This is a genomic window from Nostoc sp. NZL (genome assembly GCF_015714705.1).
Lineage (GTDB): Bacteria > Cyanobacteriota > Cyanobacteriia > Cyanobacteriales > Nostocaceae > Nostoc > Nostoc foliaceum_A.
This window is the reverse complement of sequence record NZ_WBKL01000015.1, coordinates 1-25,391: the sequence shown is the minus strand read 5'-3', so window position 1 is coordinate 25,391 and position 25,391 is coordinate 1. Positions and strand designations below refer to the sequence as shown.

Below are 25,391 nucleotides of genomic sequence, written 5' to 3'. Positions count from 1 at the left end.
GATAATACTCAAGCTTTATTTCTTCATTGCCGAGGTAAACAGGCGAAGAACTTCATTGCTTATCTTGAAAAACATCGCTCTCGTATTGTCAACTATGCCTATTACCAGGCTGAACAACTTTGTTCTATTGGTTCTGGAGCAGTTGAATCTGCTATTAAACAAATTGGTGCGAGAATTAAAATTTCTGGCGCACAGTGGAATGTTGATAGTGTTAATCACATCCTCTCTATTCGTTGTGCTTATCTCAATGGTTTGTTAACTATTTAAGTCTTTCTGCCAAAAGTGGATGCTCCCATAATGTCTGATACAAAATTCTTCAAATTCATTCATTACTTGATGAAATGTCTCATCTGATACTTGCCAACATAAACCGTAGGCTCGCGCTTTCAAAAAACTTAGTAGCTCCTCAACCGTATTGCTAACTGTCCATTCCCTAGCTATTAAATAATTTGAGATCTAACCTTTTGCTTGTAAATATCCTTCTACATCTATCTTGTGTATTACTGTATCAATACTTTGGGATTCTTGCTTGGCTATTTTATATTTAGACAGTATATCTTGAAAATAGCCTTCAAATTCTCTTCTCGCTGGTGGGGTAATCCACTGACAATTGAGATAAAAGCCTCTAGGATTTAGTACTCGATCAATATTGTCTAAAAATACTCTCCAATCAGAGACAGTATGGATCATATGAACAGTTAATACAACATCAAAACTGTTGTCTGGAAAAGGTAATTGTGAAGCATCACCGTGAATCAGGTTCAAATTCACAGGAGTGGCATTTAATTTTTGACGGAACTGATCAAGCATTTTTTGAGAAGCATCAATTCCTGTCACAGAATAACCCCGTTTGACAAGAGGAATAACATTCAACCCTGTGCCAACACCTGGTTCTAAGAAAGAAGTCTCAGGTGTTGCACAAGTAAGCTCAAGAATAAAGTCGGCAACTTCCTCTGCGACTGATTCTGTTAGCCAGCGTGTTTGGTCATAGATTTGTGCAATATAGTCATAGTAGTTGGACTTTTTCATATCTCATATGGGTATGGAAGACTGAAAAGACTGAAGGTTTAAATTTAAACGCAGAGGAACGCAAAGTTAGCTAAAGTTTATTCGCTACGAATTTAGATAAGGTTGTACACTGCGCCAGGCTTTCTCAAGCCAATATAGACCAATATGGTTCAGTCGGCCTATACCTACGCATATCTGTTCTACTGTATTCTGTCCTCCATAAAGTCCCAAAACCGGGACTTTCAAATCCGAGGCAATATCAACAAAATGCTTGAATGTTATCTCGTAAAACTACTTAGTTATTGTAATAAATATTGCTTACAAATATTTAGCTATTCTAAATATTTGTAATAAATAAATTTAGATAAACATATATTTTAGTCGCTAAGGTCTTGAATTTTATTTATTGCCGTGCAATACTGCTAAGTTAATCACCGCTAAATCAGTCGATGATTAGTATTTTATCGAAAAAATGTCTGTATTACCTTACAAATAAGTATTTCAGGTCTTCTAAAAATTATGCACAGATGTATTCTGCCTAGTGATGTCTGTGATCTTAAAAAATATTGCTATTTTATGGAATGAAGGAGTGAGAGCTAGTGAGCGCCAATCTATTAGCGTCTGATCAATCATCTACCAGTAGCTCTGATCTAGAGTTAGAAGCCGATGTCTTGGTTATTGGAGGAGGCCCGGCTGGTGCTTGGGCTGCTTACAATGCGGCTGCTGGTGGAGTTCGGGTTGTTTTGGTAGACAAAGGCTATTGTGGCTCTAGTGGAGCAACTGCCTCTGGTGGAACTAGTGTATGGTACGTAGCAAACCCAGACCAACGAGAAACAGCTATGGCTAGTCGGGAAGCTCTAGGAGGGTTTTTAGGAGAGCGTTCTTGGATGGAGCGAGTTCTAGATCGAACTCATGCAAATCTGTATGAGTTAGGTAACTGGGGTTATCCCTTTCCCTCTGACCAACAAGGACAACCTTACTATCGTTCCCTCCAGCAAGGCGCAGAATATATGCGTCTAATGCGTAAGCAAGTCAAGAAAGCCGGAGTGCATATTCTTGACCATAGTCCTGCTCTGGAATTACTGGTAGATAAAGAAGGAGCAGTAGCTGGAGCAAAGGGAATACGTCGTCAAGCGGGTGGACGTTGGACAGTAAGAGCCGGAGCAGTAGTTATTGCTACTGGTGGTTGTGCTTTCTTGAGTAAAGCCCTTGGTTGCAATGTCCTGACTGGAGATGGTTATTTAATGGCAGCCGAAGCTGGGGCGCAAATGTCAGGCATGGAATTTTCTAATGCCTATGCTCTCACTCCTGCCTTTGCTTCTGTAACTAAAGGAGCTTTCTATCGTTGGGCAACATTTACTTACGAAGATGGCACAGTAATTGAAGGTGCTGGTTCTCAACGGGGACGCTCTGTAATTGCCAAAACATTGCTGACTCAGCCTGTATACTGTAGCCTGCATAACACCCCAGAAGAAGTACGGGTTTGGATGCGAACCATTCAGCACAATTTCTTTTTACCATTTGACCGCAGAGGAATTGACCCATTCACCCAACGCTTCCCAGTAACTTTGCGTTTGGAAGGCACAGTACGAGGTACTGGCGGCATTCGGATTGTGGATAATTCTTGTGCAACCTCAGTACCAGGACTCTATGCGGCTGGAGATGCAGCCACACGGGAATTAATTTGTGGTGGATTTACAGGTGGTGGTAGTTATAACGCTGCTTGGGCAATGTCTTCTGGCTATTGGTCAGGACAAGCGGCGGCTGAATATGCTCGTCAATTGGGAGCAAAGGCAAACCAAAGACAAGTACATTCAATTGGACAGGCGGCAGTTAGTTCTGAAAGTAGCTGCACTTTTGATCCTCAAGAAATTATTCGCGCCACCCAAGCCGAAGTATTACCTTACGATCGCAATCTCTTCCGTACTGAACAAGGCTTGAGCGATTCCCTGCAAAGGTTGCATGGTTTGTGGCGAGAAATCCGCCATAGTGCTGCCCCAACAGACAGCCAAGCATTACCAGCTAGAGAAGCAGCGGCAATGGTAGCTACGGCACGTTGGATGTATACTTCAGCACAATTTAGAAAAGAAACTCGTGGAATGCACAAGCACCAGGATTTTCCCCAGCAAGATGCCAATCAGCAATATCGGTTAATTAGTGGTGGTCTAGATACAGTCTGGGCAAAGCCTGACCAGGAAGTAGTGAATAGGGAGTTAGTAGCACGATGATTGAATTAGTAAGTGAATCTCGCTGCATTAAGTGTAATCTTTGCGTCACTGCCTGTCCTACCAATGTTTTTGATGCAGTACCGGGACATGCGCCCAAAATTGCCCGCCAGAGTGATTGTCAAACTTGTTATATGTGCGAACTCTACTGTCCTGTAGATGCACTGTATGTTGATCCTAACGCTGATGAATCAGTCACTGTGGATGAAGAGACTTTGGTAGCATCTGGGTTACTTGGCAGTTATCGGAAAAACATCGGCTGGGGAAAGGGACGCACACCTGCGGCTAAAACAGAGAAGTCTGCCTACTATTACCCAGTTATGCAAAGTAACAGTAATCTCGCTACAGATGCACAAGGCAGAATTCTTCCTTGGGGAACGCAGCAAACTAATTCGTAATACTCGCCAAAGGCGAGAAGCAAGCTACGTAATTCGTAATTTGTAATTGAGAAGTTCTTAGTCCCTAGTCTCTATCTATGAGTTCCCAAGTAATTGAGTATAGTATTCTGCATCGACTTTTAGCAACAGTTGCAACTGTTGCGCTTTTATCGAGTCTTACCAGTTGTACTTCGCAACAAAGCCAGTCCAATAACTCAGCAGTAGCTTCATCAAATATTGGAGCAAATTCGGCAGAGGTGAAAACCCTGGTTTTGCGAGTTGGTTTCATCAGTTCGGAAAGCAAGTTGCCAATCGGACCGGAGGGGTGGGCATTGCAAAAGGGGACGTTGACTCCTGCGCTCAAAAGCCTGGGTGTGACGGAAGTGAAATTTATTCCCTTTGCAGGAGGACCTGCACTTAACGAAGCCTTAGTTAGTGGTCAATTAGATATGGGTTTGTATGGAGATACCCCAGCTCTAGTTGGTAAAGCCGCAGGTCTGCCAACTAAATTGATTAATCAGACAAGGGTTGGTCAGAATACCTGGTTACTTACCAAGAAAAACGGCCCTCGTTTAGTATCACAACTCAAAGGTACGAAGATAGGAGTTGCTAAAGGCACTTATCCGCATCGATATCTGATGGGTTTGCTGGAAAAAGAGGGACTGACCAAAGATGTGAGTGTAGTGCAAATCCCTTCTGCTGATGCCAAACCTGCTTTAGAGAGGGGAGATATTTCAGCTTATCCATTTGCTATGGGGGCTGGGCCAACGTTAGTTTCTCAAGGATTTTCAGCAATTGATCAAGCCAAAGATCATCAGGGATTAGTTGGCACAGGAGTAAGTGTCGTGACGGAAAATGTCCTCTCTCGACACCCAGAATTACCGCAAAAGTGGAATCAAATTAGACGACAAGCGTTGCAGGAAATCAAAGCTAATCCAGAGGAATTTTATCAGTTTGCGGCTGTGGCAAGTGGGAATGTGCCGTTGGCGATCGCTAAAGAATCCTATCCACTAAACCTGTATCCTACTGAACCTTTTACACCGGAAGGGTTGAAACTCCTAAATTCAACAAAGCAGTTTCTCGCTGACCAAAAATTGTTGAAGTCAGATTTTGATATCAAAGATTGGCAAATTCCCAACCCATAAAAGTTTTCACAATTACCCTCGCATTTTGGGGGAAGCTCCGCCCTTCCCCTTTTCTTAATTCTATAAGGAGTAAATTTCATGAATAGTCATATCCATCAAGATGCTTCTAACCTAGATTTAGTCACCGATGTATTAATTATTGGAGGTGGCCCATCTGGTACTTGGGCAGCATGGAGTGCAGCAAATAATGGAGCAAAAGTCGTTTTAGTAGACAAAGGTTACTGCGGTACAAGTGGTGCAGCCGCATCTGCCGGAAATGGTGTATGGTATGTTCCACCAGATCCAGAGCAACGGGAAGCGGCAATGGCAAGTCGGGAAGCTATGGGAGGCTTTCTGGCAGACCGCCACTGGATGACTAGGGTATTAGATCGCACCTATGACAACATTAACTCCCTCGCAGATCAGGGCTATCCTTTTAGCGTTGATGCTAATGGACAAGTTATCCGTCGCTCTTTACAAGGGCCGGATTATATGCGTTTCATGCGGAAAAAGATTAAGCAAGCAGGGGTGAAAATTTTAGACCACAGTCCGGCTTTAGAGTTGCTTGTGGATACAGAAGGCATTGTAGCCGGGGCTAAGGGTATCAATCGCCAAACTGGGGAACGTTGGACAGTCCGAGCCGGAGCAGTTGTGATTGCTACAGGGGGCTGTGCTTTCTTGAGTAAGGCTCTCGGTTGTAATGTCCTCACAGGGGATGGTCTATTGATGGCAGCCGAGGCTGGTGCAGATTTCTCTGGTATGGAGTTTTCCAACGCCTATGCAATTTCCCCTAGTTTTTCTTCTGTCACCAAGACTCGTTATTACGATTGGGCATCTTTTACTTATGAAGATGGCACTGTAATTGAAGGTGCGGGTTCTAAGCGCGGTCGTTCTGTGATTGCTAAAACATTGCTAAATCAGCCAGTTTATGCGCGTCTGGATCAAAATATGGATGAAGAGACAAAAGCCTGGATGCGATCGTCTCAGCCTAACTTCTTTATCGTTTTCGATCGCGCTGGGATTGACCCCTTTACTCAACGATTCCCGATAACTTTACGCTTGGAAGGCACTGTACGCGGTACTGGTGGGATTCGGATCGCAGACCACACCTGCGCTACTTCAGTTAGTGGACTCTATGCGGCGGGAGATGCGGCTACTAGAGAGTTAATCTGTGGTGGCTTTACAGGCGGTGGTAGTCACAATGCAGCCTGGGCAATGTCTTCTGGCTATTGGTCTGGACAATCTGCTGCTAGCTATGCGCTAAGTTTGGGAGAGCAAGTAACCCAGCCCAGTGTGCAGGGAGTTGGCGAAGCTGGATTGCATGGTGAAGGTAATAATAGATTCTCACCAGATGAAGCGATCGCCACAACTCAAGCTGAAGTTTTCCCCTGCGATCGCAACCTCTTCCGCACTGCTACAGGTTTAAGTGCATCCCTGGATAGACTGGATGACCTCTGGCAAGAAATCCGCAATAGCCAAACACTAGATGATAGCCAAATTGTGCGATCGCGCGAAGCGGCGGCGATGGTTGCTACAGCCCGTTGGATGTACAACAGTGGTTTACAACGTCAGGAAACTAGAGGAATGCACAAACGCGAGGATTACCCGCAACAAGACCCCAACCAACAATATCGATTGTTGAGTGGTGGGTTAGATAAGATTTGGGTCAAACCTGAGTCAGTAGTTGCAAATCGGGAATTAGTGACAGTGTGATTTTTGGAGATTTGATTGATGGTTTGTAGTAAGCACTTTAGTGCTGAAAAGGGCTGAAGCCCTTACTACAAACTTATCTACACATGGATTTAAACTTGATCGCATACTTAGGAATTTCTCAATTACAAATTACTCCATGCCCCATCCTCAAATTTTCCAGAGAAGTTTTAGAGCTTGTTCATGAAATTATTACAGAAATTTAGATTCAATTTGAATCTTGATTTACCTGCCCTTAGATCGCGTAATTATCGCCTTTACTTTGCTGGACAAGCCTTGTCTATGACAGGGAACTTCATGACACAAGTAGCGATTCTCTGGCTGATTTATCAATTGACTGATTCGGCTTTACTGTTGGGGTTTGCAGGATTTTTTGGACAATTGCCAGTATTTGTACTTGCTCCAATTTCAGGCATTTTAGCCGATCGCTATGACCGACATCGCCTGTTGCTACTATTTCAGGTTATAGGTATTTCTATGTCTGTAACTCTGACAGCCATCACATTTTTGGGTTGGGCAAATTTTTGGACATTGCTGACTCTGAGTGCGTTGTTAGGCTTTCTGAAGGGTTTAGATGTACCTGTACGTCAAGCATTTGTTAGTGATATGGTTAGCCGTGAACTGATGGGAAATGCGATCGCTCTGAATGCAGCCTTCCTCAATGGTGCGCGTCTGATTGGCCCTGCATTGGGTGGCATTTTTATCGCTCAGTTTGGTGCAGGATTCTGCTTTCTTTACGATAGTCTCAGCTATCTTGTAGCTATCTGGGCAATCTCAGCAATGGTGATTACACCCCGGACAGTAGAAATACAGACGAGTAATACTTGGCAGAAGTTGAAAGAAGGGTTTCAATATGCCTATCATTTCCTGCCTGTGCGTTCTATCCTCCTATTACTGGCAGTAGCTAGTTTAGTAGGTATGTCATACACAACACTTCTACCCATCTTTGCAGTTGAAGTTCTACAGGGAGGAGCAGAAACATTAGGCTTTTTAACAGCCGCAGCCGCAATGGGATCGGTGTTTGCCTGTGTTTACCTCAGCTTTCGGCAAAACATAGTAGGTTTAGAGAAACTCATAGCCTTCTGTCCAGCCATCATGGGGATTGGCTTTATCTTTTTCTCTGTTTCTCAAGTCTTTTGGATTTCTCAGTTAGCTTTGGTTTTGGTGGGCTGGAGTTCTACGCTTCAGGTAGCTGCTAGTAACACAGTGCTGCAATTTATTGTTGAAGATAGCAAACGGGGTAGAGTAATGAGCTTCTATGCCATGTGCTTTATGGGTATGGCTCCTTTCGGTAACTTAGTAGCAGGAACTCTGGCACATTATTTGAAGGCTCCGAATACACTGATTTCGGGTGGTGTCGTTTGTATTCTGGGTTCGGTGCTATTCATGCAACAATTGCCCCAAATGACAAAGTTAATTCACTTGGATACGAAGCAAGTGGCAAGTAATTAACTTCAATTTTATATTTACCAATGCGTAAGCGTAGCTCGTACTGCTCTACGTGACCACCGTAGATATCGCTCTTTTAAACTCATTCTAAATTAATCAAGATAAACTCACCTAAAATCAACGACACTACAATATTAGACGAATCCACATCCTCTACTTGAATCAACCAGCGTTGGCTTGCTTGATTATTTGAGTTTGACTCTCGACCACAAACTACCCCATATTTTCCGGCTACATAAGTAGGACGTAAAATCAGTACTTTATCTCTTACTTGAATACATTTTGAGCTTTGCAAGAATGTTCCTAACGTCATTAGCTTTAAAGTTCATATTTTTATGATTTAATCGATAAACACTGCTGACTATAAATCAAAGTAAATCAGGCAGTTGATCCATAGAGTAAAAAACACGCGCTCCACATTTTTCGAGTTGAATAGCTTCACTTTGACTGCTGTAACCTAAAACTTTCATACCAGCAGCAATACCTGCACGTACACCCAAAATACTATCTTCTACAACAGTACAAAAGGGAGCGTTAACTCCCAAGTTTTTAGCTGCATATAAAAATAAATCAGGTGCAGGTTTCCAACTACCAATTTCATAGGAGCTAAAAATACGCCCTTCAAATCGTGGCAATAAATTAGTCACACGCAGTGCTAACTTAATTTTTTCAATTGGGCTACTGGAAGCAACACAAATAGGTAAATTTATTTTATCTAAAGCCGTCTCTATTCCTTGAACAGGAAGCAGTTCACGCTCAAATGCCTTAGCAGTACGGGTACGAAGTTGAGTCACAAAATCTTGTGGCATCTTTTTCCCCAGTCTTTGCTCAATGACAGCAAGACAATCAGCCATTTTGCAACCTTTAAATAACAAAATGGCTTCTTCAAGTTTCAATATCAGGCCAAACTCGGCGACAAATTCAACAAGAATACGATTACCCAATGTCTCGCTGTCTACCAACACTCCGTCACAGTCGAAAATAATTAGTTCTGTTTGCACTTGCATGTATTGTTATTAATCAAATGTGGATTTATCAGATTTTGCATTAGTGCGTTCCTTGTTTTTGACTAAATAGCAAACAGTTTTCCTCTCGGACGAAGTGCAGATTCAATAGAAGCACGTCTTGCTAAACTCCATATTGTGGCTTGGTTTGCTGTAACTACAGGAATATTCAAATCATCCTCTAATTGCTCGATCACCTCAAATGTTCTCCATGCGGTACAGGGCAACACAATAGCATCTGCACCTTTGTGAGATACCTCTTTAATAAAAGCTGCAACTTCATCGGGTGACTGATGCCAAAGGTAATTCTTTTTTGCTACTTCTGTTGAGCGTTCATCACCTTTAAACCCCACTATTTCAAAAAGCGCTTCACTCAAAAACGTTTTTAGCGTTTGGTTATTCCATTTTGGATAAGGGGTGACTACAGAAATTTTCTTGATTTTTAGATATGCCAACGCTTTTAATAGAGCCAGAGCAGGGACAACAACAGGTACTCCTAGCACCTGTGTCAAACGTTGTTGTAGTTGTTCGGCAAAAACTCGCCCTCGGTAAAATGTTGCTGTTGTGAAGCCGTATGCTCCAAAATGTACCCCGGCTCTGGCTAATTTTTCTACTTCCTTAACAGCTTCTTCATTGATGTCATCCATTGATTCATAGCTCTCAGATGCGTGTGAGCGTTGAGCAATCACACGATGGCTATGAATACTGACTTGACTGGAAAAAGCAGAGTGAAAGTCAGGCTCAAACGTGGTGTTACCTGCGGGTACTAGCAAGCCAAGACGGATCTGCCTATTAGAGTTAGCTTTCGAGTACATGAGACCTCTTTTTGAAAAGCCTGATTATGTCTAGATATTTAGCTACACTAATAATTAGGTATCCATATTTTCATAAAGACTGTATAGTATATAAAATACGCTAAATCGACCGATAAACTGTAATATACCATCTAACTGACGTAGATACCTGCCAGTCAATTATTTAACTGCACTAATAACACATCTCGCTTCTGTCTTATTGCTTTAGTTGGAGTTGTGCAATCTCAAATAGTCTGCATCCACGATAATTACAAGGAAAAAATTTGATGAGCAACATACAACTGTACTTCGCCAAAGCCTCTACTTTCTCTCAACGGACTCGTGTAGTCTTACTAGAAAAAGGTATTGACTTTACCCCCATAGAAATTGACTTACAGAACAAACCAGATGGGTACACACAGATTTCCCACTATGGCAAAGTCCCAGCTATCAAACATGGGGATGTTGAAATTTACGAGTCCGTTATTATCAATGAATATCTAGATGAAGTCTTCCTGGAGCCACCTTTGTTACCCCGCGATCCCGCAAATAAAGCGATCGCTCGCATCTGGATAGACTACGCCAATACTCGCCTTGTCCCAGCTTTTAATAAATTGCTGCGCGGTAAAGATAGCCAAGAACAGGAACAAGGACGAAGAGAGTTCACAGAAGCACTTCTATATATTGAACAAGAAGGATTAGGCAAAGGTGATTACTTGTTAGGAGATCAGTTTAGCCTTGTTGATATCAGCTTCTATCCTTGGTTTGAACGTTTACCACTCTTAGAACACTTCCGCAAATTCACATTACCAGCAGAAACACCTCGTTTGCAGACATGGTGGAATCTGGTACGCGATCGCCAGTCAATTCAAGCAGTAGCAAACCCTGTGGACTTCTATTTGCAAAGATTCGCCAAAGTTCTTGGTGAACCTGTTCCCGTTGGTGCAGTTCAAAAATAGGGCATAGGGATTGACACAAATTAACCAAAATCCAAAATGGGATAACCTATGAGCTTAAATAACCAAGTTCTAGACAAACCAATTTCCGCAGAACTGCCATACGTAGAGGCTAACCTCAGTTACCTGGTTCCAATGGCAGAAAAACCTGTTAACTATACTTACGAACCCCCACCAGGGCTTCCCCGCACGAATGCAACTTATCAAACGCACAAACTGCCAATTTACAATGCTCGTTCTATCTCAGAGAACATCTCGTTAGATCGAGAAGGATTCGCCTTTACTGGACATAATACTAATGTCCGCAACTTTTACGATGAAGACGAAGTACGCCGCGTCTACTATCCAGAAGCCGAGCAATTGTTGAAAAAAGTGACAGGTGGAACTCAGGTAGTCATATTTGATCACACCCTTCGTAATGCCAGTCAGTCAAAGCCAGGTGAGAATAATATTAAAGAACCTGCCAAGCGCGTACACAACGACTTCACCGCCAAATCTGGCTATACTCGCGCCAGTTTGGAATTAGCAGCGCGAGGGATAGACGATAACGAAATTGAGTCACTATTGCAACAACGATTTGCCATCATTAATGTTTGGCGCGCGATGTCTACGACGGGCTACGCCTACGCAACACCAATTCAAGAGTCACCATTAGCAGTGTGTGACGCGCAGAGTATCGCACCCACAGACATTGTAGCTGGCGATCTTGTGTACCGCGATCACATCGGTGAAACATACGGAATCACGTATAATTCCAAACATAAATGGTTCTACTTGCCGCAAATGCACAGAGACGAAGCACTATTTATTAAATGCTTCGACTCCACAGAAGACGGATATGCGCGTTTTGCCGGACATACAGCCTTTGAAGACCCCACCAGCCCAGCCAACGCTCCCCCACGAGAAAGCATTGAATTACGAACATTCGTCTTTTACCCCGCATAAATCGCAAAAACTTGTCTCAAACTCCTACTCTCTGCTTGAAATAAATTAATTAACTCTTGGAGATACAAATATTATGACTTCCCAACACTTTGACATCAAACCAATCGCCGGACGTATCGGTGCAAAAATCATTGGTGTTGACTTGAGCAGCAACCTCAGCAATGAAATCATCAGCGATATCCGTAAAGCTTTAGTCAAACACAAAGTCATTTTCTTCCGAGAGCAGGACCTTGACGCTCAAGGACAAGTTGCTTTTGCGCGTCGCTTTGGGGAAGTCACCACAGCCCATCCCACTGTTCCCTCATTGCCAGAAAATCCAGAAGTTCTTGACCTGAATTATGGCAAGACTGTGAGCCGCGCCAACACTTGGCACACCGATGTCACATTTGTAGATCGCCCCCCTCTTGGTTCTATTTTGCGGGCGATCGCCATCCCACCATCAGGAGGTGACACAATTTGGGCAAACTCCGTGACTGCCTACGAAGATTTACCAACTCACCTACGTAATCTTGCTGACCAACTCTGGGCAGTACACAGCAACGCCTACAATTACGCAGCAGCTACAATTGACTTACCAGAAGAAGTCTTAAAGCATCGAGCTGTTTTCACCTCGACTTTATACGAAACCCTGCATCCAGTTGTCCGCGTCCATCCTGAATCCGGTGAACGTGGGTTATTTATTGGTGGGTTTGTGCGCCGTCTGCGTGGTTTATCACAGAATGAATCGGATGAAATCGTAAAATTGTTGCAAGCTTACATCACACGTCCTGAGAATACAGTCCGGTGGCGTTGGAAAGTTGGCGATGTAGCTTTCTGGGATAATCGTGCTACTCAACATTATGCGATCGCAGACTACGGTAATCAACCTCGCCATGTTCAACGAGTCACACTTGTGGGTGATATTCCTGTTGGTATTGATGGTAAGCAGAGTGAGGCTATCAAGGGAGATTCTTCTGCATATAACCGACGTGAACCCGCTTTAGTTTAGAACAGATCAAACGTTTTTTATCTTTGTATAGGCAGTCCGTTCAATCCAAGACTGGGCTGCCTTACCACACGGCTGTCCTCGTCTTTGTGGTTCAAGATTTTTTTACTGCTAAGACACGAAGATAGCCAGTATTTGCTACACAGCAGAAAAATCAGTACCAGAAAAAACAGTGGTTTTAGCAATACAATCGGGTTGTCCTTTAGAAAACTTTTAGCAAATTGGGCATTCTGACGGTTCTTCTATCCGCTTTTGTTTTATCGTTTCATAACGTTACTGTGCGAGTTTTGTTTTCAGAACATCTCGTACTGGGTTTATTTCTACTCGGTGGATACGTTAAACCGGATTTGCAGAACTCATTATTGCTAATGTTCATGCGAATGCTACTGGTGGTTCCACTTATGGCATCTCTAGCATTCAAATTATATCCATCTGCTGGAAAAGAATTCCGAGACTTATTCAGGCGCGATGCCTCCGGCGCGCTACGCGAACGCACTGATGTTTTGCTCCAAGCATTGGGCTGTGGAGTATTAATGTTTGTGTATATTGCGTTACTCTACGTTGCTATTGGCTTAATTCCTACTGGAATTGCCATGACCCTATTTTTTACTTATCCCGTGTTTACGGCGCTGCTTGCTTGGAAGTTTTTTGGCGAACGTCCTACACTTTTCCGTTGGCTAGTAATGGTGATTATTCTGGGGGGCGGCGTACTCACAATTCCTCAATCTTCTGCTGCTTACAGCAGTGACACCATTACTACTGGTATTTTCGCCAGCATTGGTTCTGGAGTTGTTTATGCCTTTTATAAAGTCCTAGCCCAAAAATGTTTAGAAAAATTCCATCCAGTTCCCTTCACCTGGATTAGTTTTACCTGTACCCTACTGTTTTCTGCTGTAAGCTTACTGTTCTGGCCACTTCCCAGCACCCAACTTGATTGGACACCTCTGTGGATTGGCAGTATTTTTTCTGGTTTAGTTAGTTTCATAGGACACACATTCAATAATGTGGGAATTCGCATGATTGGCGCAACTAAGGCTTCTATCATCGGTGCAAGCAGTCCAGCGTTAACAGCATTAGTCGCATGGGTAACAATTAGCGAAACTTTAAACCTGATTCAAAGCTTGGGGATTGGTATTGTCACATTAGGAATTGCACTGTTGAGTGGAGAAAGCTTTGTACGTAGACGTAGCCCATAAAATTGCTCAAAAATAAGAGTTAATTAGTGATTAATTTGTAAAGTATTTAATTTTTGATTTCATGCAGAGGAGGACACTTCTGTAGGCAGGTTTCCCGACTTGTACCCCTCCGGGGAAGCACAGAGAGTAATTAAAAATGTTATTAATTCGGAATTCGGAATTACGAATTACGAATTATGTCTACTTACGCTATTCTGTTTGATTTAGATGGGACTTTGACAGATCCCAAGCCAGGTATTACTCGCTGTATTCAGTTTGCTTTATCTGAACTCGGTTATAAACCACCCGATGCTAATGAATTAGATTGGTGTATTGGCCCCCAATCAAAGAAAGTTTTTCGCTGCTGCTGAAAACTTCAGATGACACAGTTTTAGAACAGGCCATTTCACTTTATCGCAGTCGCTTCGCCACAATAGGATTATTTGAAAACTCCCTTTATCCCCAGATTCCAGAAACCTTAGATGCTATTCGTTTTGCTGGTTATAAAATTTTTGTTGCGACTTCTAAACCACATATTTATGCTATGCGCATCATTGAACATTTTGGCTTGTCGTCACTTTTCAAGGGGGTTTATGGGAGTGAACTTGACGGCACGCGGAGTGTAAAAGCTGACTTGATTTATCACATCCTAGTCACAGGAAAGCTTTCACCTTCTCATGTGGTTATGGTAGGCGATCGCTCGCGGCTGATACTCGTTCTAGAGCGGAATTAGAAGCAATCTTAGGAACTCAATATCAAGGCGTAATTATTAGCGACGATTTTAGTGTTTACAACGGCTATCAAACTGTGGCACAACAGAAATGTTTGGCTCATCTACGCCGTCACTTCAAAAAATTAATTCAACTTCCCGGTCTTCACAACCAAGTTATTGGTGAAACATTTGTTGATTTAATTGATGAAGCTTTTAGAAATTATGCCCAATGGTTTGAGACTATTGACTCTAACAGTTATAACGATTGGGTTACTAAATTTCAATCCAAGTTGCAATCCTGTGTTGCTCAATGGATTAACTTGGCAGGAGCGACAGCAGGCAAGCTTTTACGTTCTTTGCAAGATAAAGCTAACCAATGGTGGTTCTTTCTAGAAAACCCTGAAGTGCCTCCTGATAACAATCAGGCTGAACGCTCGCTACGTTTGGCTGTGACAAAACGTAAGGTGAGTGGTGGCTCTCGTTCGATGGAGCGGTTTCAACATACTGACGGTGGTGCAGACTTGCCGTCGTCAACGTCGCTCTGTGATTGATTTTTTTGCTCAATCTCTATTGGCTGACTCTATTAATTCTCAATCTCGCCCTTCTTTGCTTCCGCAATATTAGACCTGAATCCTTACATTTTCTATTCAATAACTTCATTTTATCATTTCAACAAAAAAGAGTATTTGCTCTTATCCGAGCCAGCCCATAATATTAAGTTCATAAGCTACTAAGCTTACCCGTTGAAGGACAAAATTACATTTGTAATTAATTGCGATCGCTTCAACCATCTTCTAAAAGAATTTTGCTAAATCGTTGAGGAGAAAAATATGGCTTGGCTAATTGGTACATTATTTATTGCAATATCTGCGGCTTTTGCAACGACATTTGATGATAACTTATACCTAACAGCTTTCTTTGGTAAAGTAAATCATAGCTTTCGTCCCAAACATATTATTATTGGTGAATTTATGGGATTCACTACATTAGTAATGGCTAGCCTTCCTGGCTTTTTTGGTGGTTTAGTTCTCCCAGAAGCATGGATTGGTTTGCTAGGAATTCTCCCAATTATAATTGGTATTAGTCACCTAATGAGCAGAGAAGAAGAAGAAGAGACTTTACAAGATGTATCAATTAACTTTACTAATTCAGCCAAACCAAAACGCCAGAAAAAATCATTCTTAGCAACGCTAAAAGATCGTCAAACCTATCGTGTTTCTGCTGTTACCATTGCCAATGGTGGAAATAATATCGGTATCTATGTTCCGCTATTTGCTAGCAGTAACGTTCCTAGTCTGGCAGTCATTTTATGTGTTTGCTATTTAGCGATTGGAATGTGGTGCTTTGTCTCTTACAACCTAACCCGGAATCCTGTCATGGCTTCTGTTATGACTCGCTATGGTCGAAAAGTCTTTCCCTTTGTATTAATATACTTGGGATTATCCATCATGTTTAAAAGTGGAACTTATCAACTTGTACCTAATCTAGCAATGCTTTTTCAGTAAATTATTCGTCGTACATAGAAGCTTAAATCAAACATATGAAATTTTTGAAAATAGCTTTAATGATTTTAATACTTTTAACTAACTTAGCGATTGCTGCTCCCTCTTGGGCAGATGTAACATCACATTTAAGCGCAAATTCTGACTATTTCGTAGGGCAAAAAGTTATCTGGCTTTATAAAGCTCGTGCTGACTCAGAAAACACCCAGAGAATTCCTGGCGAAGTCGTCAAATTAGGCTCTAAGCAAGTGCAAGTAAAAGTGCAGAAAAATAAAAATGAGTTCGTTAATCGTTGGGTAAATCGAGACAGACTAGAAGTTGATAAAAGTGACCATTTTTTTTAAATAATATAAATATATAATTTATTTCAAAACTAATTTTGATCGCAGATTTATAGTTTGCATGACTAACCTAAAACTAATCATCATCTTTGTTTATGGCTATGCAAAATAATAGTATTTGATTTTGAAGATTAATTAGCATTAAAGTAGAATCAACATTAAACAAAACAAAACCCGATACTAAATTCAAGGAAAGTAAACCAATGAAAAAAACAAACTCGAAAAAAGCAACTTCTTGGCTTTTAACTGCTGTATTTCTGGCATTTATAACAGTATTTTCTCTTTTTGATCAGCCCTATGCTTTAGCTCAATCAGAAATACCACTAGTAACTACAGAATCCACATCAACTCCAACACTATCTCCCCCCTCCCTATCATACCTCCAACAGTATTGCCAGTAAATACTGTAGCTGCAAATGTTCAGCGTCTATTAACAACCAATGAATGTGTTCGATGCAACCTAGTTGGAGCGCAATTAGACAAGGCAAATCTGCAAGCAGCTAATTTGGCGGGTGCAAACCTACAAGAAGCAGAATTAGAAAAAGCGAATTTACAAGGAACAAACCTGGCATCAGCTAATTTACAGGGAGTAGATTTAAGCAAAGCAAATATAGCTGGGGCAAATCTGCAAGGGGCAAACTTATTTGATGCAGATTTAGAGGGGGCAAATCTGTCAGGGACTGATTTACAAGGAGCAAACTTACAAAAGGCAGATTTACAAAAGACAAATCTCACACATGCCAACATCCAAGAGGCGAACTTGCTAGAGGCTGATTTGGAAGGTGCAATAGTACCTCCAGGATTCACGAATCAGTATCAGTAATTCAATTTGCAAATATTAAAAGGCTCAGATCCCCGATTTTTTGAAAAAATCGGGGATCTTTTTGCCAAAATGAACTACGATATATCTATCAAGTTACAGTATAATATTTTTGGCTACGATCGCTTCCTTCGAGATATTGCTGGTATTTGATTGCAACACCAAGGAAGTGAACGAGTGCGAACACAGCCATATATTGGGTAAAACCCTGGAGATTTATATGAGCAACAAGCATATTGAAGTCAAACCGGTAGCTGGTTTCATCGGTGCAGAAATCAGTGGCGTAGACTTGTCGCGTCCTCTGCATGATGAAGCGGTTGCCGAAATTCGGCAAGCATGGTTGAAGTGGAAAGTTATTTTCTTTCGCGGCCAGAACATCGATCATGCTGCACAGATTGCGTTCACATCTCGTTTCGGTGAAGTGACCTATGCACATCCCCACGAGGATGAGCCAATCGAAGGCTTCTCACAAATACTGCCGATTGACCGCAGTCGCTACGAACGTCGCAATGGACTGCGCCGTTCCAGCTACGAAAGCCGTTGGCATACCGATGTCACAGCAGTTGTTAACCCACCAGCAGGGTCTATTTTACGTGCGGTGAATGTCCCCAGCATTGGCGGTGATACACAGTGGACTAATCTAGTTGCAGCCTACGAGGGTCTATCAGAACCTCTACGGAAGTTAGCAGATACATTAAAAGCAGAACATCGGTTCAATGCTCGGTTACGGATACCAAGCAATAGCAAACTCGCCCAGCGCATTGCAGCTAATCCACTGGTTTCCATTCACCCGGTAGTGCGGGTTCATCCAGAGACAGGTGAACGTGCATTGTTCGTCAATCCTGGCTTCACTTCCCACATTCTGGAAGTGTCACCACAAGAAAGCGAACTATTACTTGAGTTGTTCTTCAATCAAATCACCAAACCTGCTTACACCACCCGCTTCCGTTGGAACAATGGTGATATCGCATTCTGGGACAACCGCGCCACCTCGCATTTAGCCCCACAAGATTTGGATCATATAGAAGTTGAGCGCGTACTTTATCGCACTACCATTACAGGTGATGTTCCAGTTGGGCCAGATGGTTTCCGTTCACAAGTGATTGAAGGTGAGCCGTTAACCAGTGAATTACCGACTGTCCTCAAGCAGAAAGCTGAGAAACTAGAAGCCCAACCAGTGCTGGCGTAAGCTAGATAGTTTTAAACTAGGCTGTGAAATATCTACGCAGCCTGGTTTTTAAAAGTTGCATTAAGTGCGATCGCAATTTTTCTAAAAACCTCACTGGCTGGGGAAGCTTGTTCACTAATTGCGATCGGATTTCCAGTATCTCCACCGCTACAAATGCGGGAATCAATGGGAATTTGTCCCAACAGAGGCGCTTGTAATTCTGCGGCCAGTTGTTCACCGCCACCACTACCAAAAATCGGTGTGCGTGAACCACAATCACCGCAGATTAAGTAACTCATATTTTCAACAATACCAAGGACAGGAACACCCACTTGGCGAAACATATATATATTACGTCGTACATCTGCAATAGCCACTTGTTGAGGAGTCGTCACTAAAATAACTCCACAAATTGGGCTTTCTTGGATAATTGTAATTTGAGCATCACCTGTACCGGGAGGTAAATCTATCAATAAATAATCTAATTCTCCCCATTCCACATCTTGCAAAAATTGCGTGATAATTTTGTGTAATACAGGCCCTCGCCATGCTAAAGGACGATTTGCTTCTGCAAGTAAACCCACTGACATTATTTTTATTCCCTGAGCTTCTAGAGGTAAAAACTTATCACCTGTGGGAGTATTAATTACTTGAATATCAGCTTTCCCTAAACCTAACATTTGGGGAATATTGGGACCATAGACATCAGCATCTAATAGTCCTACTTTTGCACCTTGTAATTTTAAAGCTGCGGCTATATTAACGGCTGTTGTGGATTTGCCCACACCACCTTTACCACTAGAGATGCCTAGAGTTGTTTTAACACCCGGAATTGTACAAACTTGAAATAAGTTTTTTTACACCAAGATAAAGATGATAATTTAGATTCAATCTCTGGCTTTAAGTGATGCTGATGAGAACCGATATATAAACGCAAGTAAATATAATCATCAACTATGCGTAAGTTTCGTATCATTCCCAAACTAACGATATCATTTTTTAAGATAGGTTCAATAATCTGTTTCAGGAGTTGGACTACTTCTTGCTGATATAAATTAGCATTTGATTCCATCATTATTGCCAATTCACTTAACCCAATACAACTTTTTTATCTGTTTGAATCTTCTCAATTGCCCGTTGTGCTTGAATGGACACTTCTTTGTCAGGGTCATCTAAGGCTTGTTGTAGGGGGTTAATAACGTCGGGATGAGCTAAATTTCCAAGTGCGATCGCAGCTTCTTTGCGGACATCTGCATATTCATCTGTTAATGCTTGAATTAATCTCGGTATAACTTGAATATCCGGGATTTTTTGCAAAGCTTGTGCTGTTGATTTCCGCACTTGCCAGTGTTCATCATTTAAAGCTATTTCTAATGCTGAAATTGCTTGCCGATTTTCATGAATAGCCAGAGATTTAGCTGCATTCCGGCGAACTTGCCAGTCACTATCATTTGTAAGTGCTTGACAAAGTATTGTAATCACTTCTGCATCTTGTAAATGTTCTAAAGTTAAAGTAGCAGCACGACGTACACTTACTTCCTCATCAAAGATTAAATTTAAAGCTTGCGGACATTTTTCTAGTTGATTGATATATCGCAATGTCGTAACGGCTGCTTCTCTTAACTCAGGATTTTTCGATTCTAGAAATGGTAAAATGTCGGGTAAAGATTGAATATCAGATATACGGCTTTTTGGTTGACAATCCCATCGTTAGCAAGGGTGATTTCGCGCACGTATTGTTCTGGGGTGGAATGACCGGGAATAACCGCAGTATTCACACCATCCATACCCATTGCGATCGCACCACTCCGTCGGATGTTAGCCTTTTCTAAGATCAGCACCTCTGCATCTGGATTCGCTTGTTTGGCTTTAATTCCAGCCATTGTCCCGGCCGTACCGCCACCGATGACAAGTACATCAGTTTTTATCTGTTGAGTATTGATTTCCATAAGCTTTTAGAAGTGGGGAGTGAGGAGTAAAGGAGATAACGGTGATGAGGGAGATGGAACTTCCTAAATTACGAATTACGAATTACGAATTACAAATTACAAATTACCGTTCCAAACGATTTCTTTAACCTGGATTTGCTTGGGAACTAGCTTGATTTTATGAAAAGTATCGGCAATGTTTTGTTGCTGAGTGATTACTTCATCTGTTAGCGGTAAAACACCATACTGCCGACGTTTTTCAGCAATTTCCAATGCTGCTGCTTTAATACCTAATTCTGGTTCTAGAAACTTGGCAACTTCCTCTGGATTATCTGCTGCCCATTTATCTATTTTGCTGCTTTCATCTAAAAGGGTTTTCAACAAATCTGGGTGAGAATTGACAAACTCTTGACGAGCAAGATAGTAACCCCGATTTGGTGCTAAATTTGTCGCATCTCTTAATATCCTGACATTTAGATCGTGTTCAACTGCTGCTAGGTAGGGGTCCCAAATTGCCCAAGCATCAACGTTACCGCCTTCAAATGCTGCACGGGCATCTGCTGGTGTCAGATGTGCTGCTTGAATGTCACTATAGTTTAATTCGGCAGCTTCTATAGCTTTGACAACAAGATAGTTAGTGTTTGACCCTTTAGCAAAGGCTACTCTTTTCCCCTTAAGGTCGGCAACTGTTTTAATTGGTGAGTTTTTCGGTACAACAATTGCTTCGGCTTTAGGACTCCAAGGATTGTAAGCAACATAAAGCAAGGGAGTACCTGCGGCTTGGGCAAATATTGGTGGTGATTCTCCTGTGTAGCCAAAGTCAATACTACCCGCGTTCATTGCTTCTAGCATAGGTGGACCTGCGGGAAATTCCGCCCATGTCACTGAAGCACCAGCAGCAGTTAAAGTTTGCGCTAAACTGCCTCGGTTCTTGAGAGCGTTGAGAATAGTAGCCGCTTTTTGATAGCCGATACGAACTACCACACCTTGAGTTGCTGTCTGCGTTACGGCGGAGTTACTTGTGTTGTTGGGAGAACAAGCCGAGATCGCAAGAGTTAAACTTAATCCGACTGCAAATAATAAGGCAAATGTGCCAATTCTGGATATTTCATAATTCTGAAGAAAGCTGCTAACAATCTTTATCAGTCGATGTGGTAAATACTTACTGAACATACATGCATTAAACTACAAGCAATATCAATACTACGACAAGTTGAGCAATTTACCGTATTTTGCTGATAGAATATTCACATAGATAAGCTGCAAATGCAAGATCCGAAAAAATATGCCTATAAGGAAAACTATTATGGTTATGACGAATTAGCGCATAAAATTTTAGCGGTTTTTAAACGCAAAGGTACGCCAAGGGAAGCGCAGAGGTACGCGGAGGATTTTTAAGAGGCGTTGGGTTTGATGCGTTGTAGGAAATCGATGTTTAAATCTAGCTTATTTCCTAGCCATAAAGAATGTGCTGTATGATCTGTGACATCATCACCCGTCTCAGGATGGACGAGAATATCTAACCCTTCACGGTTGAGCATTAACCAGGAGACGACTTGCGTAAATTGGTTTGGTGAGAAGGCAACTTGATACATTGCTTGTGGATGCGGACCAATGGGTTTATCATGCCAACGTCCAAGTTTTACTTCAAATCTAGCTCCTAATTCTTCACGTATACGAGCAGCAGTCTCACGAGTCTCGGTATCGTAGTAGACATGAGCATGAAAACCAGTGATGATGCTATTTTCTTTCATTACCGTTCTTGCTGAATTGGTCGAATGAGGATTTCATTGACATTAACATGGGGTGGCTGCGTCACAGCATAAGCTATGTCTACGACGGGCTACGCCTACGCAGCTGCAATATCTTCGCTTTCCAAAGCTTTGATTGATTTACGCCGTTCTTCACTAATCTGTTTAGATATGGGGTCGGTAATATGATTGTTGATTTCTGTATTTACTAAAACAGGCTCGATAATAGTGACGCGGCTGTTATCTTTCAAAACTTCTTGCTGCAAAGATTCTGAAATAGCGTTCACACCCCCGATGCACAGTATTTTCAGATAAATTTTGTTGGAAAGCAAGAGAAAATTACTATTTCTTACCATCCACAACCGCTTGTAGATATTGAGTAGAAGCTATTTCTGCTGAAGAATGCACAATTAAGGCTGGTGTTTTTAAAGCATCTCGAAACTGGCGGTACAAGTAAATGCTATGTTGCACCGCTTTAGCAATCTCATGATGATCGTGTTGGATAGACATAGTCTGACAAAAGTCTGGTAACAGATGGGGAAGTTCTGTTTCCAAATTCCTGACCCCGCGTGAGAGTTTTCCAGCCTGAATTTTGGCTAATGGAGCGAGAACTTGTCCACGAATAAAAGAAAGAGCATCAATAGCTTCAAAAAGTTCACCTCTGCCTAATTTGGCGGCGATGTAGTGTATCCACACCCAAAAGCGGTCTTCAATCCACTGTAAATCTAGGGGTGGATAGTATCGTGGGTTATCTTTTATAGCTAACGTTAGTAAATCTTTTTGCTCCCATAGAACAATAGGATCTTCTATGCGAGCTATTGTGAAATCTTGTAATAGCAAAAACTTTAAATCGACGTGTAAAAGTGGATTTTCATATAAACAAATCAACAATCGAGGTTCCCCGACGTGTTCGCCTGTAAAAGCTACCAGCAGCGAACCCAATTGACTGGCGAATAACTGTCGCTCATTCAGTATTCGTTGATAATAAGCATCATTTACAACAATAATCAGATCGAGGTCGGAATATTCATCCATTTCCCCCCGCAAATAAGAACCACCAATGGCTACACCTAACAAGCGATCGTCTTTTTTCAGATGAGAAACAATCTGCTCTAAAAAGCCTCTTTGTGGTTCGGGAATGGGCATAGTAATCCATCAAATTATTGCTGAATTTCGTTAATTTAGCCTGTGCTGAGTGAAATCATAACTATTCAGACATTTCGCACTTTTTATAGTGCTATTTTGTGTAGATTATCTTTTAACTCAGAACTATTCATAGTAATTGAAGATGGCTAAAATTACAGCAGTCTTTTGATTAATAAACTATACTTATCGAACTGCGATACCTTCTCTACGAGAGGCTACGCCAACGGTTAGCTTCTCTAACGCAGAATTCTTATAATAAACAGGTTCATTGCCTGGCTTCCATTTGATATTACAACCAATACTAGGCTTTTGTTCCCAAGTCACAGCCCGACCTCTCAAGACAGTTTCAATTGCAGCCCGCAAGTCTTTTCCAGTTACAGGTATTTCGCTTTGTGGACGGCTATCATCTAATTGTCCTCGATAGACAAGTCTACCGGTAGCATCAAATAGAAAAAAGTCAGGAGTACAAGCTGCGAAAAAGTTCTTAGCAGCCTCTTGAGTTTCGTCAAAAAGCAAAGGATAAGCTAAATCTAACTCTTGTGCAAATGCTTTCAAAGATTCCGGTGCATCATCAGGATGGGTAGTAGTATTATTAGCACTAATTGCCACAATTCCTAGATTTCTATCCGTATTTTGTATATAATCTTGACCTAGTTTTGCTAATTCAAATTTGATGTGCTGCACGAATGGACAATGACGACTTAAAAAAATTACTAGTAAGGCTTTTTCGTTGGCAAAGTCAGAGAGTGAAATTGTTCTACCTGACACTACATTTGGCAAATAAAAATCCGGCGCTAAAGTACCTAGAGGTAACATTGTTGAAAAAGTCTTTGCCATAAAATAAAAATCCTTTAATTATTCAAAACAACAGTAAAAGCGGCACGTTGATTGTACATTGTAATTACGAATTACGAATTACCTAAAATCCTATTTCTGACTAATCATGCTTTTAGGTGTGATAGCTGCATATTGCTCAGGTGTAAGCATTGCTTCTTTTACATCTATGGATTTAGGAATGACTTTCTCTTTGGTAAATAAATCTGCAATTTGCTGTTGACCTGCCATAATTTCTGGAGTAATTGCTCTTAAGCCGTAAGTTCGTCTTTTAACCATTTCTGCGATAATATCCTCATCAAGTTTGAGGTGAGTAGTAGTTATTTTGACAACTTCGGCTTGGTTTTGTTCAGCCCATTTGTCTACTTTATTTATCTCCTCAAGCACTAATCGCACTAATTCTGGATTTTCTGTAGAAAACTTTCGTGAAGCCATGTAATATCCACCCTGGGTAGCGATACCCCCAGCATTTCTCAAAACTCTGGCATTTGCAGTTTTCTGTGCTAAAGCTAAATGAGGGTCCCATGTCACCCAAGCATCAATTTGCCCTTGAATAAAAGCACCACGCGCTTCAGATGGGGGCATACTCAGAGCTTGAACATCACTATATTTTAAATCGACTTCTTCTAAAGCTTTAACTAGTAAGTAATGGGACGCTGAACCTTTTTGAAAAATTATTTTTTCCCCTTAAGGTCAGCTACGCTCTTAATTGGTGAATTTTTTTGAACTACGATACCACTGCCTTCACCTGTGCCAGGGCTACGATTAGCAATATAAACTAAAGATGTACCAGCCGCTTGGGCAAATATAGGGGGAGTCTCTCCGACAGAGCCAATATCAACTCTACCTACATTCATCGCTTCCATTAATTGTGGCCCTGCTGCAAATTGTGCCCATGCCACAGAAACACCCAAGGGTTGTAGACGTTTTTCTATTCCCCCTCTCAGTTTAATGAGGTCTCCAGCACTTTGATATCCAATGCGGAGAGTTTTTGTTGTAAAGCCATTTGATTTATTTTCTGTAGTTGGAGTTTCGACTGAGCAGCTAATTAAAGTTGTCGAAATAGTCAATAATCCAGGCACTAACAAAAATGAAAATCTTTGAAATAGGTTAATTTTTGGAAATACTTTAGATGAAAATTTCATGAAATTTTGGTTCGCTATCACTTTGATGGAAATGGTTAAAATTTTTCTGTGGCTTAAATGCAAATAAAAGTGATCCCTTACTCCTCATTTTTCAGAGAGCTAATCACGATAAAATCTGAAAATAAAGGATGAAAAAGATTTATTTTTTTAGGTTCATCCGTTACTTTTATGGAGAATTAATAGAAAAGTGCCAGTTTAATAAACTGCGTAATCGAAAATTGCTAAAATTACGAAAGCCATACCCAAGTCTTTTAATTAACTTGAGTTTATTATTAATTCCTTCTACAGTACC

29 protein-coding genes and 4 pseudogenes are annotated in these 25,391 nt (G+C 41.5%); 17 read left to right on the top strand and 16 right to left on the bottom strand.

Going from position 1 to position 25,391, the window contains the following annotated elements:
- A pseudogene (locus F8R90_RS01970) lies at positions 1 to 267 on the top strand (ISKra4 family transposase); the annotation flags it as partial.
- 189 nt (positions 268 to 456) lie between these two features.
- Here the strand turns inward: F8R90_RS01970 and F8R90_RS01965 are convergent.
- A complete protein-coding gene (locus F8R90_RS01965; RefSeq protein ID WP_230966046.1) occupies positions 457 to 1,029 on the bottom strand; it encodes a class I SAM-dependent methyltransferase in 573 nt (190 codons plus the stop codon).
- Positions 1,030 to 1,607: 578 nt separating this feature from the next.
- Between F8R90_RS01965 and F8R90_RS01960 the strand changes: the two genes are divergently transcribed.
- From F8R90_RS01960 to F8R90_RS01940, 5 genes are all read left to right on the top strand, one after another.
- Positions 1,608 to 3,236, top strand: a complete 1,629-nt coding sequence (locus tag F8R90_RS01960; protein WP_196509099.1) for an FAD-dependent oxidoreductase — start codon at positions 1,608 to 1,610, stop codon at positions 3,234 to 3,236.
- Positions 3,233 to 3,631, top strand: coding sequence for a 4Fe-4S dicluster domain-containing protein (locus F8R90_RS01955; RefSeq protein WP_196509096.1), 399 nt, complete (start codon positions 3,233 to 3,235; stop codon positions 3,629 to 3,631). Before F8R90_RS01960 ends, F8R90_RS01955 begins: the two co-directional genes overlap by 4 nt.
- Before the next feature lie 77 nt (positions 3,632 to 3,708).
- Positions 3,709 to 4,755, top strand: coding sequence for an ABC transporter substrate-binding protein (locus F8R90_RS01950; RefSeq protein ID WP_196509094.1), 1,047 nt, complete (start codon positions 3,709 to 3,711; stop codon positions 4,753 to 4,755).
- Between the two features lie 78 nt (positions 4,756 to 4,833).
- Entirely contained in the window at positions 4,834 to 6,447 is a 1,614-nt protein-coding gene (locus tag F8R90_RS01945) for an FAD-dependent oxidoreductase (protein ID WP_196509092.1), read from the top strand.
- A 180-nt stretch (positions 6,448 to 6,627) separates the two neighbouring features.
- Positions 6,628 to 7,896 (top strand): MFS transporter, encoded by a 1,269-nt coding sequence (locus F8R90_RS01940; protein ID WP_196509090.1) that lies wholly within the window; start codon positions 6,628 to 6,630, stop codon positions 7,894 to 7,896.
- 79 nt (positions 7,897 to 7,975) lie between these two features.
- Here F8R90_RS01940 and F8R90_RS01935 read toward each other — a convergent pair whose 3' ends face one another.
- The 3 genes from F8R90_RS01935 to F8R90_RS01925 form a co-directional block, all read right to left on the bottom strand.
- Entirely contained in the window at positions 7,976 to 8,206 is a 231-nt protein-coding gene (locus F8R90_RS01935; protein ID WP_230966045.1) for a hypothetical protein, read from the bottom strand.
- A gap of 55 nt (positions 8,207 to 8,261) precedes the next feature.
- Positions 8,262 to 8,900 (bottom strand): HAD family hydrolase, encoded by a 639-nt coding sequence (locus F8R90_RS01930; protein WP_269141718.1) that lies wholly within the window; start codon positions 8,898 to 8,900, stop codon positions 8,262 to 8,264.
- Positions 8,901 to 8,962: 62 nt separating this feature from the next.
- Positions 8,963 to 9,712 (bottom strand): maleate cis-trans isomerase family protein, encoded by a 750-nt coding sequence (locus F8R90_RS01925; RefSeq protein ID WP_196509086.1) that lies wholly within the window; start codon positions 9,710 to 9,712, stop codon positions 8,963 to 8,965.
- A gap of 266 nt (positions 9,713 to 9,978) precedes the next feature.
- On the opposite strand from F8R90_RS01925, the gene F8R90_RS01920 reads away from it, so the two are divergent.
- The 11 genes and pseudogenes from F8R90_RS01920 to F8R90_RS01875 all read left to right on the top strand — a co-directional run bounded on the left by F8R90_RS01920 (position 9,979) and on the right by F8R90_RS01875 (position 18,316).
- Positions 9,979 to 10,650: a glutathione S-transferase family protein gene (locus F8R90_RS01920; protein ID WP_196509083.1), complete on the top strand. Its 672-nt coding sequence runs from the start codon at positions 9,979 to 9,981 to the stop codon at positions 10,648 to 10,650.
- A 48-nt stretch (positions 10,651 to 10,698) separates the two neighbouring features.
- Positions 10,699 to 11,592 carry a CmcJ/NvfI family oxidoreductase gene (locus F8R90_RS01915; protein ID WP_196509081.1) on the top strand — a complete coding sequence of 298 codons (894 nt, stop codon included), beginning with the start codon at positions 10,699 to 10,701 and terminating at the stop codon, positions 11,590 to 11,592.
- 73 nt (positions 11,593 to 11,665) lie between these two features.
- Positions 11,666 to 12,580, top strand: a complete 915-nt coding sequence (locus F8R90_RS01910) for a TauD/TfdA dioxygenase family protein (protein WP_196509079.1) — start codon at positions 11,666 to 11,668, stop codon at positions 12,578 to 12,580.
- Between the two features lie 275 nt (positions 12,581 to 12,855).
- Positions 12,856 to 13,773, top strand: coding sequence for a DMT family transporter (locus F8R90_RS01905; protein WP_331000584.1), 918 nt, complete (start codon positions 12,856 to 12,858; stop codon positions 13,771 to 13,773).
- A gap of 176 nt (positions 13,774 to 13,949) precedes the next feature.
- Positions 13,950 to 14,485: pseudogene (locus tag F8R90_RS01900) on the top strand (HAD hydrolase-like protein).
- Positions 14,455 to 15,088: pseudogene (locus tag F8R90_RS01895) on the top strand (IS66 family transposase); the annotation flags it as partial. The pseudogenes F8R90_RS01900 and F8R90_RS01895, both read left to right, overlap by 31 nt.
- Positions 15,089 to 15,294: 206 nt before the next feature.
- Positions 15,295 to 15,969 carry a cadmium resistance transporter gene (locus F8R90_RS01890; RefSeq protein WP_196509077.1) on the top strand — a complete coding sequence of 225 codons (675 nt, stop codon included), beginning with the start codon at positions 15,295 to 15,297 and terminating at the stop codon, positions 15,967 to 15,969.
- A 35-nt stretch (positions 15,970 to 16,004) separates the two neighbouring features.
- Positions 16,005 to 16,310: a hypothetical protein gene (locus F8R90_RS01885; RefSeq protein ID WP_196509075.1), complete on the top strand. Its 306-nt coding sequence runs from the start codon at positions 16,005 to 16,007 to the stop codon at positions 16,308 to 16,310.
- Between the two features lie 200 nt (positions 16,311 to 16,510).
- On the top strand, positions 16,511 to 16,708 hold the full coding sequence (locus F8R90_RS32595) for a hypothetical protein (protein ID WP_230966042.1): 198 nt from the start codon (positions 16,511 to 16,513) through the stop codon (positions 16,706 to 16,708).
- Positions 16,699 to 17,130, top strand: coding sequence for a pentapeptide repeat-containing protein (locus F8R90_RS01880; protein WP_230966041.1), 432 nt, complete (start codon positions 16,699 to 16,701; stop codon positions 17,128 to 17,130). The genes F8R90_RS32595 and F8R90_RS01880 overlap by 10 nt, the downstream gene beginning before the upstream one ends.
- Before the next feature lie 109 nt (positions 17,131 to 17,239).
- The gene (locus F8R90_RS01875; protein ID WP_230966040.1) at positions 17,240 to 18,316 is read left to right on the top strand and encodes a TauD/TfdA dioxygenase family protein; all 1,077 of its coding nucleotides are present in this window, start codon (positions 17,240 to 17,242) and stop codon (positions 18,314 to 18,316) included.
- 32 nt (positions 18,317 to 18,348) lie between these two features.
- Here the strand turns inward: F8R90_RS01875 and F8R90_RS01870 are convergent, their stop codons facing one another.
- The 12 genes and pseudogenes from F8R90_RS01870 to F8R90_RS01825 form a co-directional block, all read right to left on the bottom strand.
- Positions 18,349 to 19,080 carry an Mrp/NBP35 family ATP-binding protein gene (locus F8R90_RS01870; protein ID WP_331000582.1) on the bottom strand — a complete coding sequence of 244 codons (732 nt, stop codon included), beginning with the start codon at positions 19,078 to 19,080 and terminating at the stop codon, positions 18,349 to 18,351.
- Between the two features lie 23 nt (positions 19,081 to 19,103).
- Entirely contained in the window at positions 19,104 to 19,367 is a 264-nt protein-coding gene (locus F8R90_RS32590; protein ID WP_230966048.1) for an iron-sulfur cluster assembly protein, read from the bottom strand.
- Between the two features lie 17 nt (positions 19,368 to 19,384).
- Positions 19,385 to 19,951 (bottom strand): HEAT repeat domain-containing protein, encoded by a 567-nt coding sequence (locus F8R90_RS33650; RefSeq protein ID WP_331000586.1) that lies wholly within the window; start codon positions 19,949 to 19,951, stop codon positions 19,385 to 19,387.
- A 23-nt stretch (positions 19,952 to 19,974) separates the two neighbouring features.
- A pseudogene (locus F8R90_RS01860) lies at positions 19,975 to 20,244 on the bottom strand (FAD-binding protein); the annotation flags it as partial.
- A 96-nt stretch (positions 20,245 to 20,340) separates the two neighbouring features.
- Entirely contained in the window at positions 20,341 to 21,396 is a 1,056-nt protein-coding gene (locus tag F8R90_RS01855) for a sulfonate ABC transporter substrate-binding protein (RefSeq protein ID WP_196509073.1), read from the bottom strand.
- 221 nt (positions 21,397 to 21,617) lie between these two features.
- Positions 21,618 to 21,977 (bottom strand): DOPA 4,5-dioxygenase family protein, encoded by a 360-nt coding sequence (locus F8R90_RS01850; protein WP_196509070.1) that lies wholly within the window; start codon positions 21,975 to 21,977, stop codon positions 21,618 to 21,620.
- A gap of 95 nt (positions 21,978 to 22,072) precedes the next feature.
- Positions 22,073 to 22,261: a hypothetical protein gene (locus tag F8R90_RS01845; protein WP_230966038.1), complete on the bottom strand. Its 189-nt coding sequence runs from the start codon at positions 22,259 to 22,261 to the stop codon at positions 22,073 to 22,075.
- Between the two features lie 55 nt (positions 22,262 to 22,316).
- Positions 22,317 to 23,120: a nucleotidyltransferase domain-containing protein gene (locus F8R90_RS01840; RefSeq protein ID WP_196509068.1), complete on the bottom strand. Its 804-nt coding sequence runs from the start codon at positions 23,118 to 23,120 to the stop codon at positions 22,317 to 22,319.
- Positions 23,121 to 23,303: 183 nt separating this feature from the next.
- On the bottom strand, positions 23,304 to 23,957 hold the full coding sequence (locus tag F8R90_RS01835; protein ID WP_196509066.1) for a thioredoxin family protein: 654 nt from the start codon (positions 23,955 to 23,957) through the stop codon (positions 23,304 to 23,306).
- A gap of 90 nt (positions 23,958 to 24,047) precedes the next feature.
- A complete protein-coding gene (locus tag F8R90_RS33645) occupies positions 24,048 to 24,629 on the bottom strand; it encodes an ABC transporter substrate-binding protein (RefSeq protein ID WP_331000585.1) in 582 nt (193 codons plus the stop codon).
- Complete coding sequence (locus tag F8R90_RS33640) at positions 24,629 to 25,099, bottom strand: PhnD/SsuA/transferrin family substrate-binding protein (RefSeq protein ID WP_331000581.1); 471 nt, start codon at positions 25,097 to 25,099, stop codon at positions 24,629 to 24,631. Before F8R90_RS33640 ends, F8R90_RS33645 begins: the two co-directional genes overlap by 1 nt.
- 166 nt (positions 25,100 to 25,265) lie before the next feature.
- Positions 25,266 to 25,391 (bottom strand): transposase (locus F8R90_RS01825; RefSeq protein ID WP_196509064.1); only part of this gene is annotated, 126 nt, incomplete at its 5' end.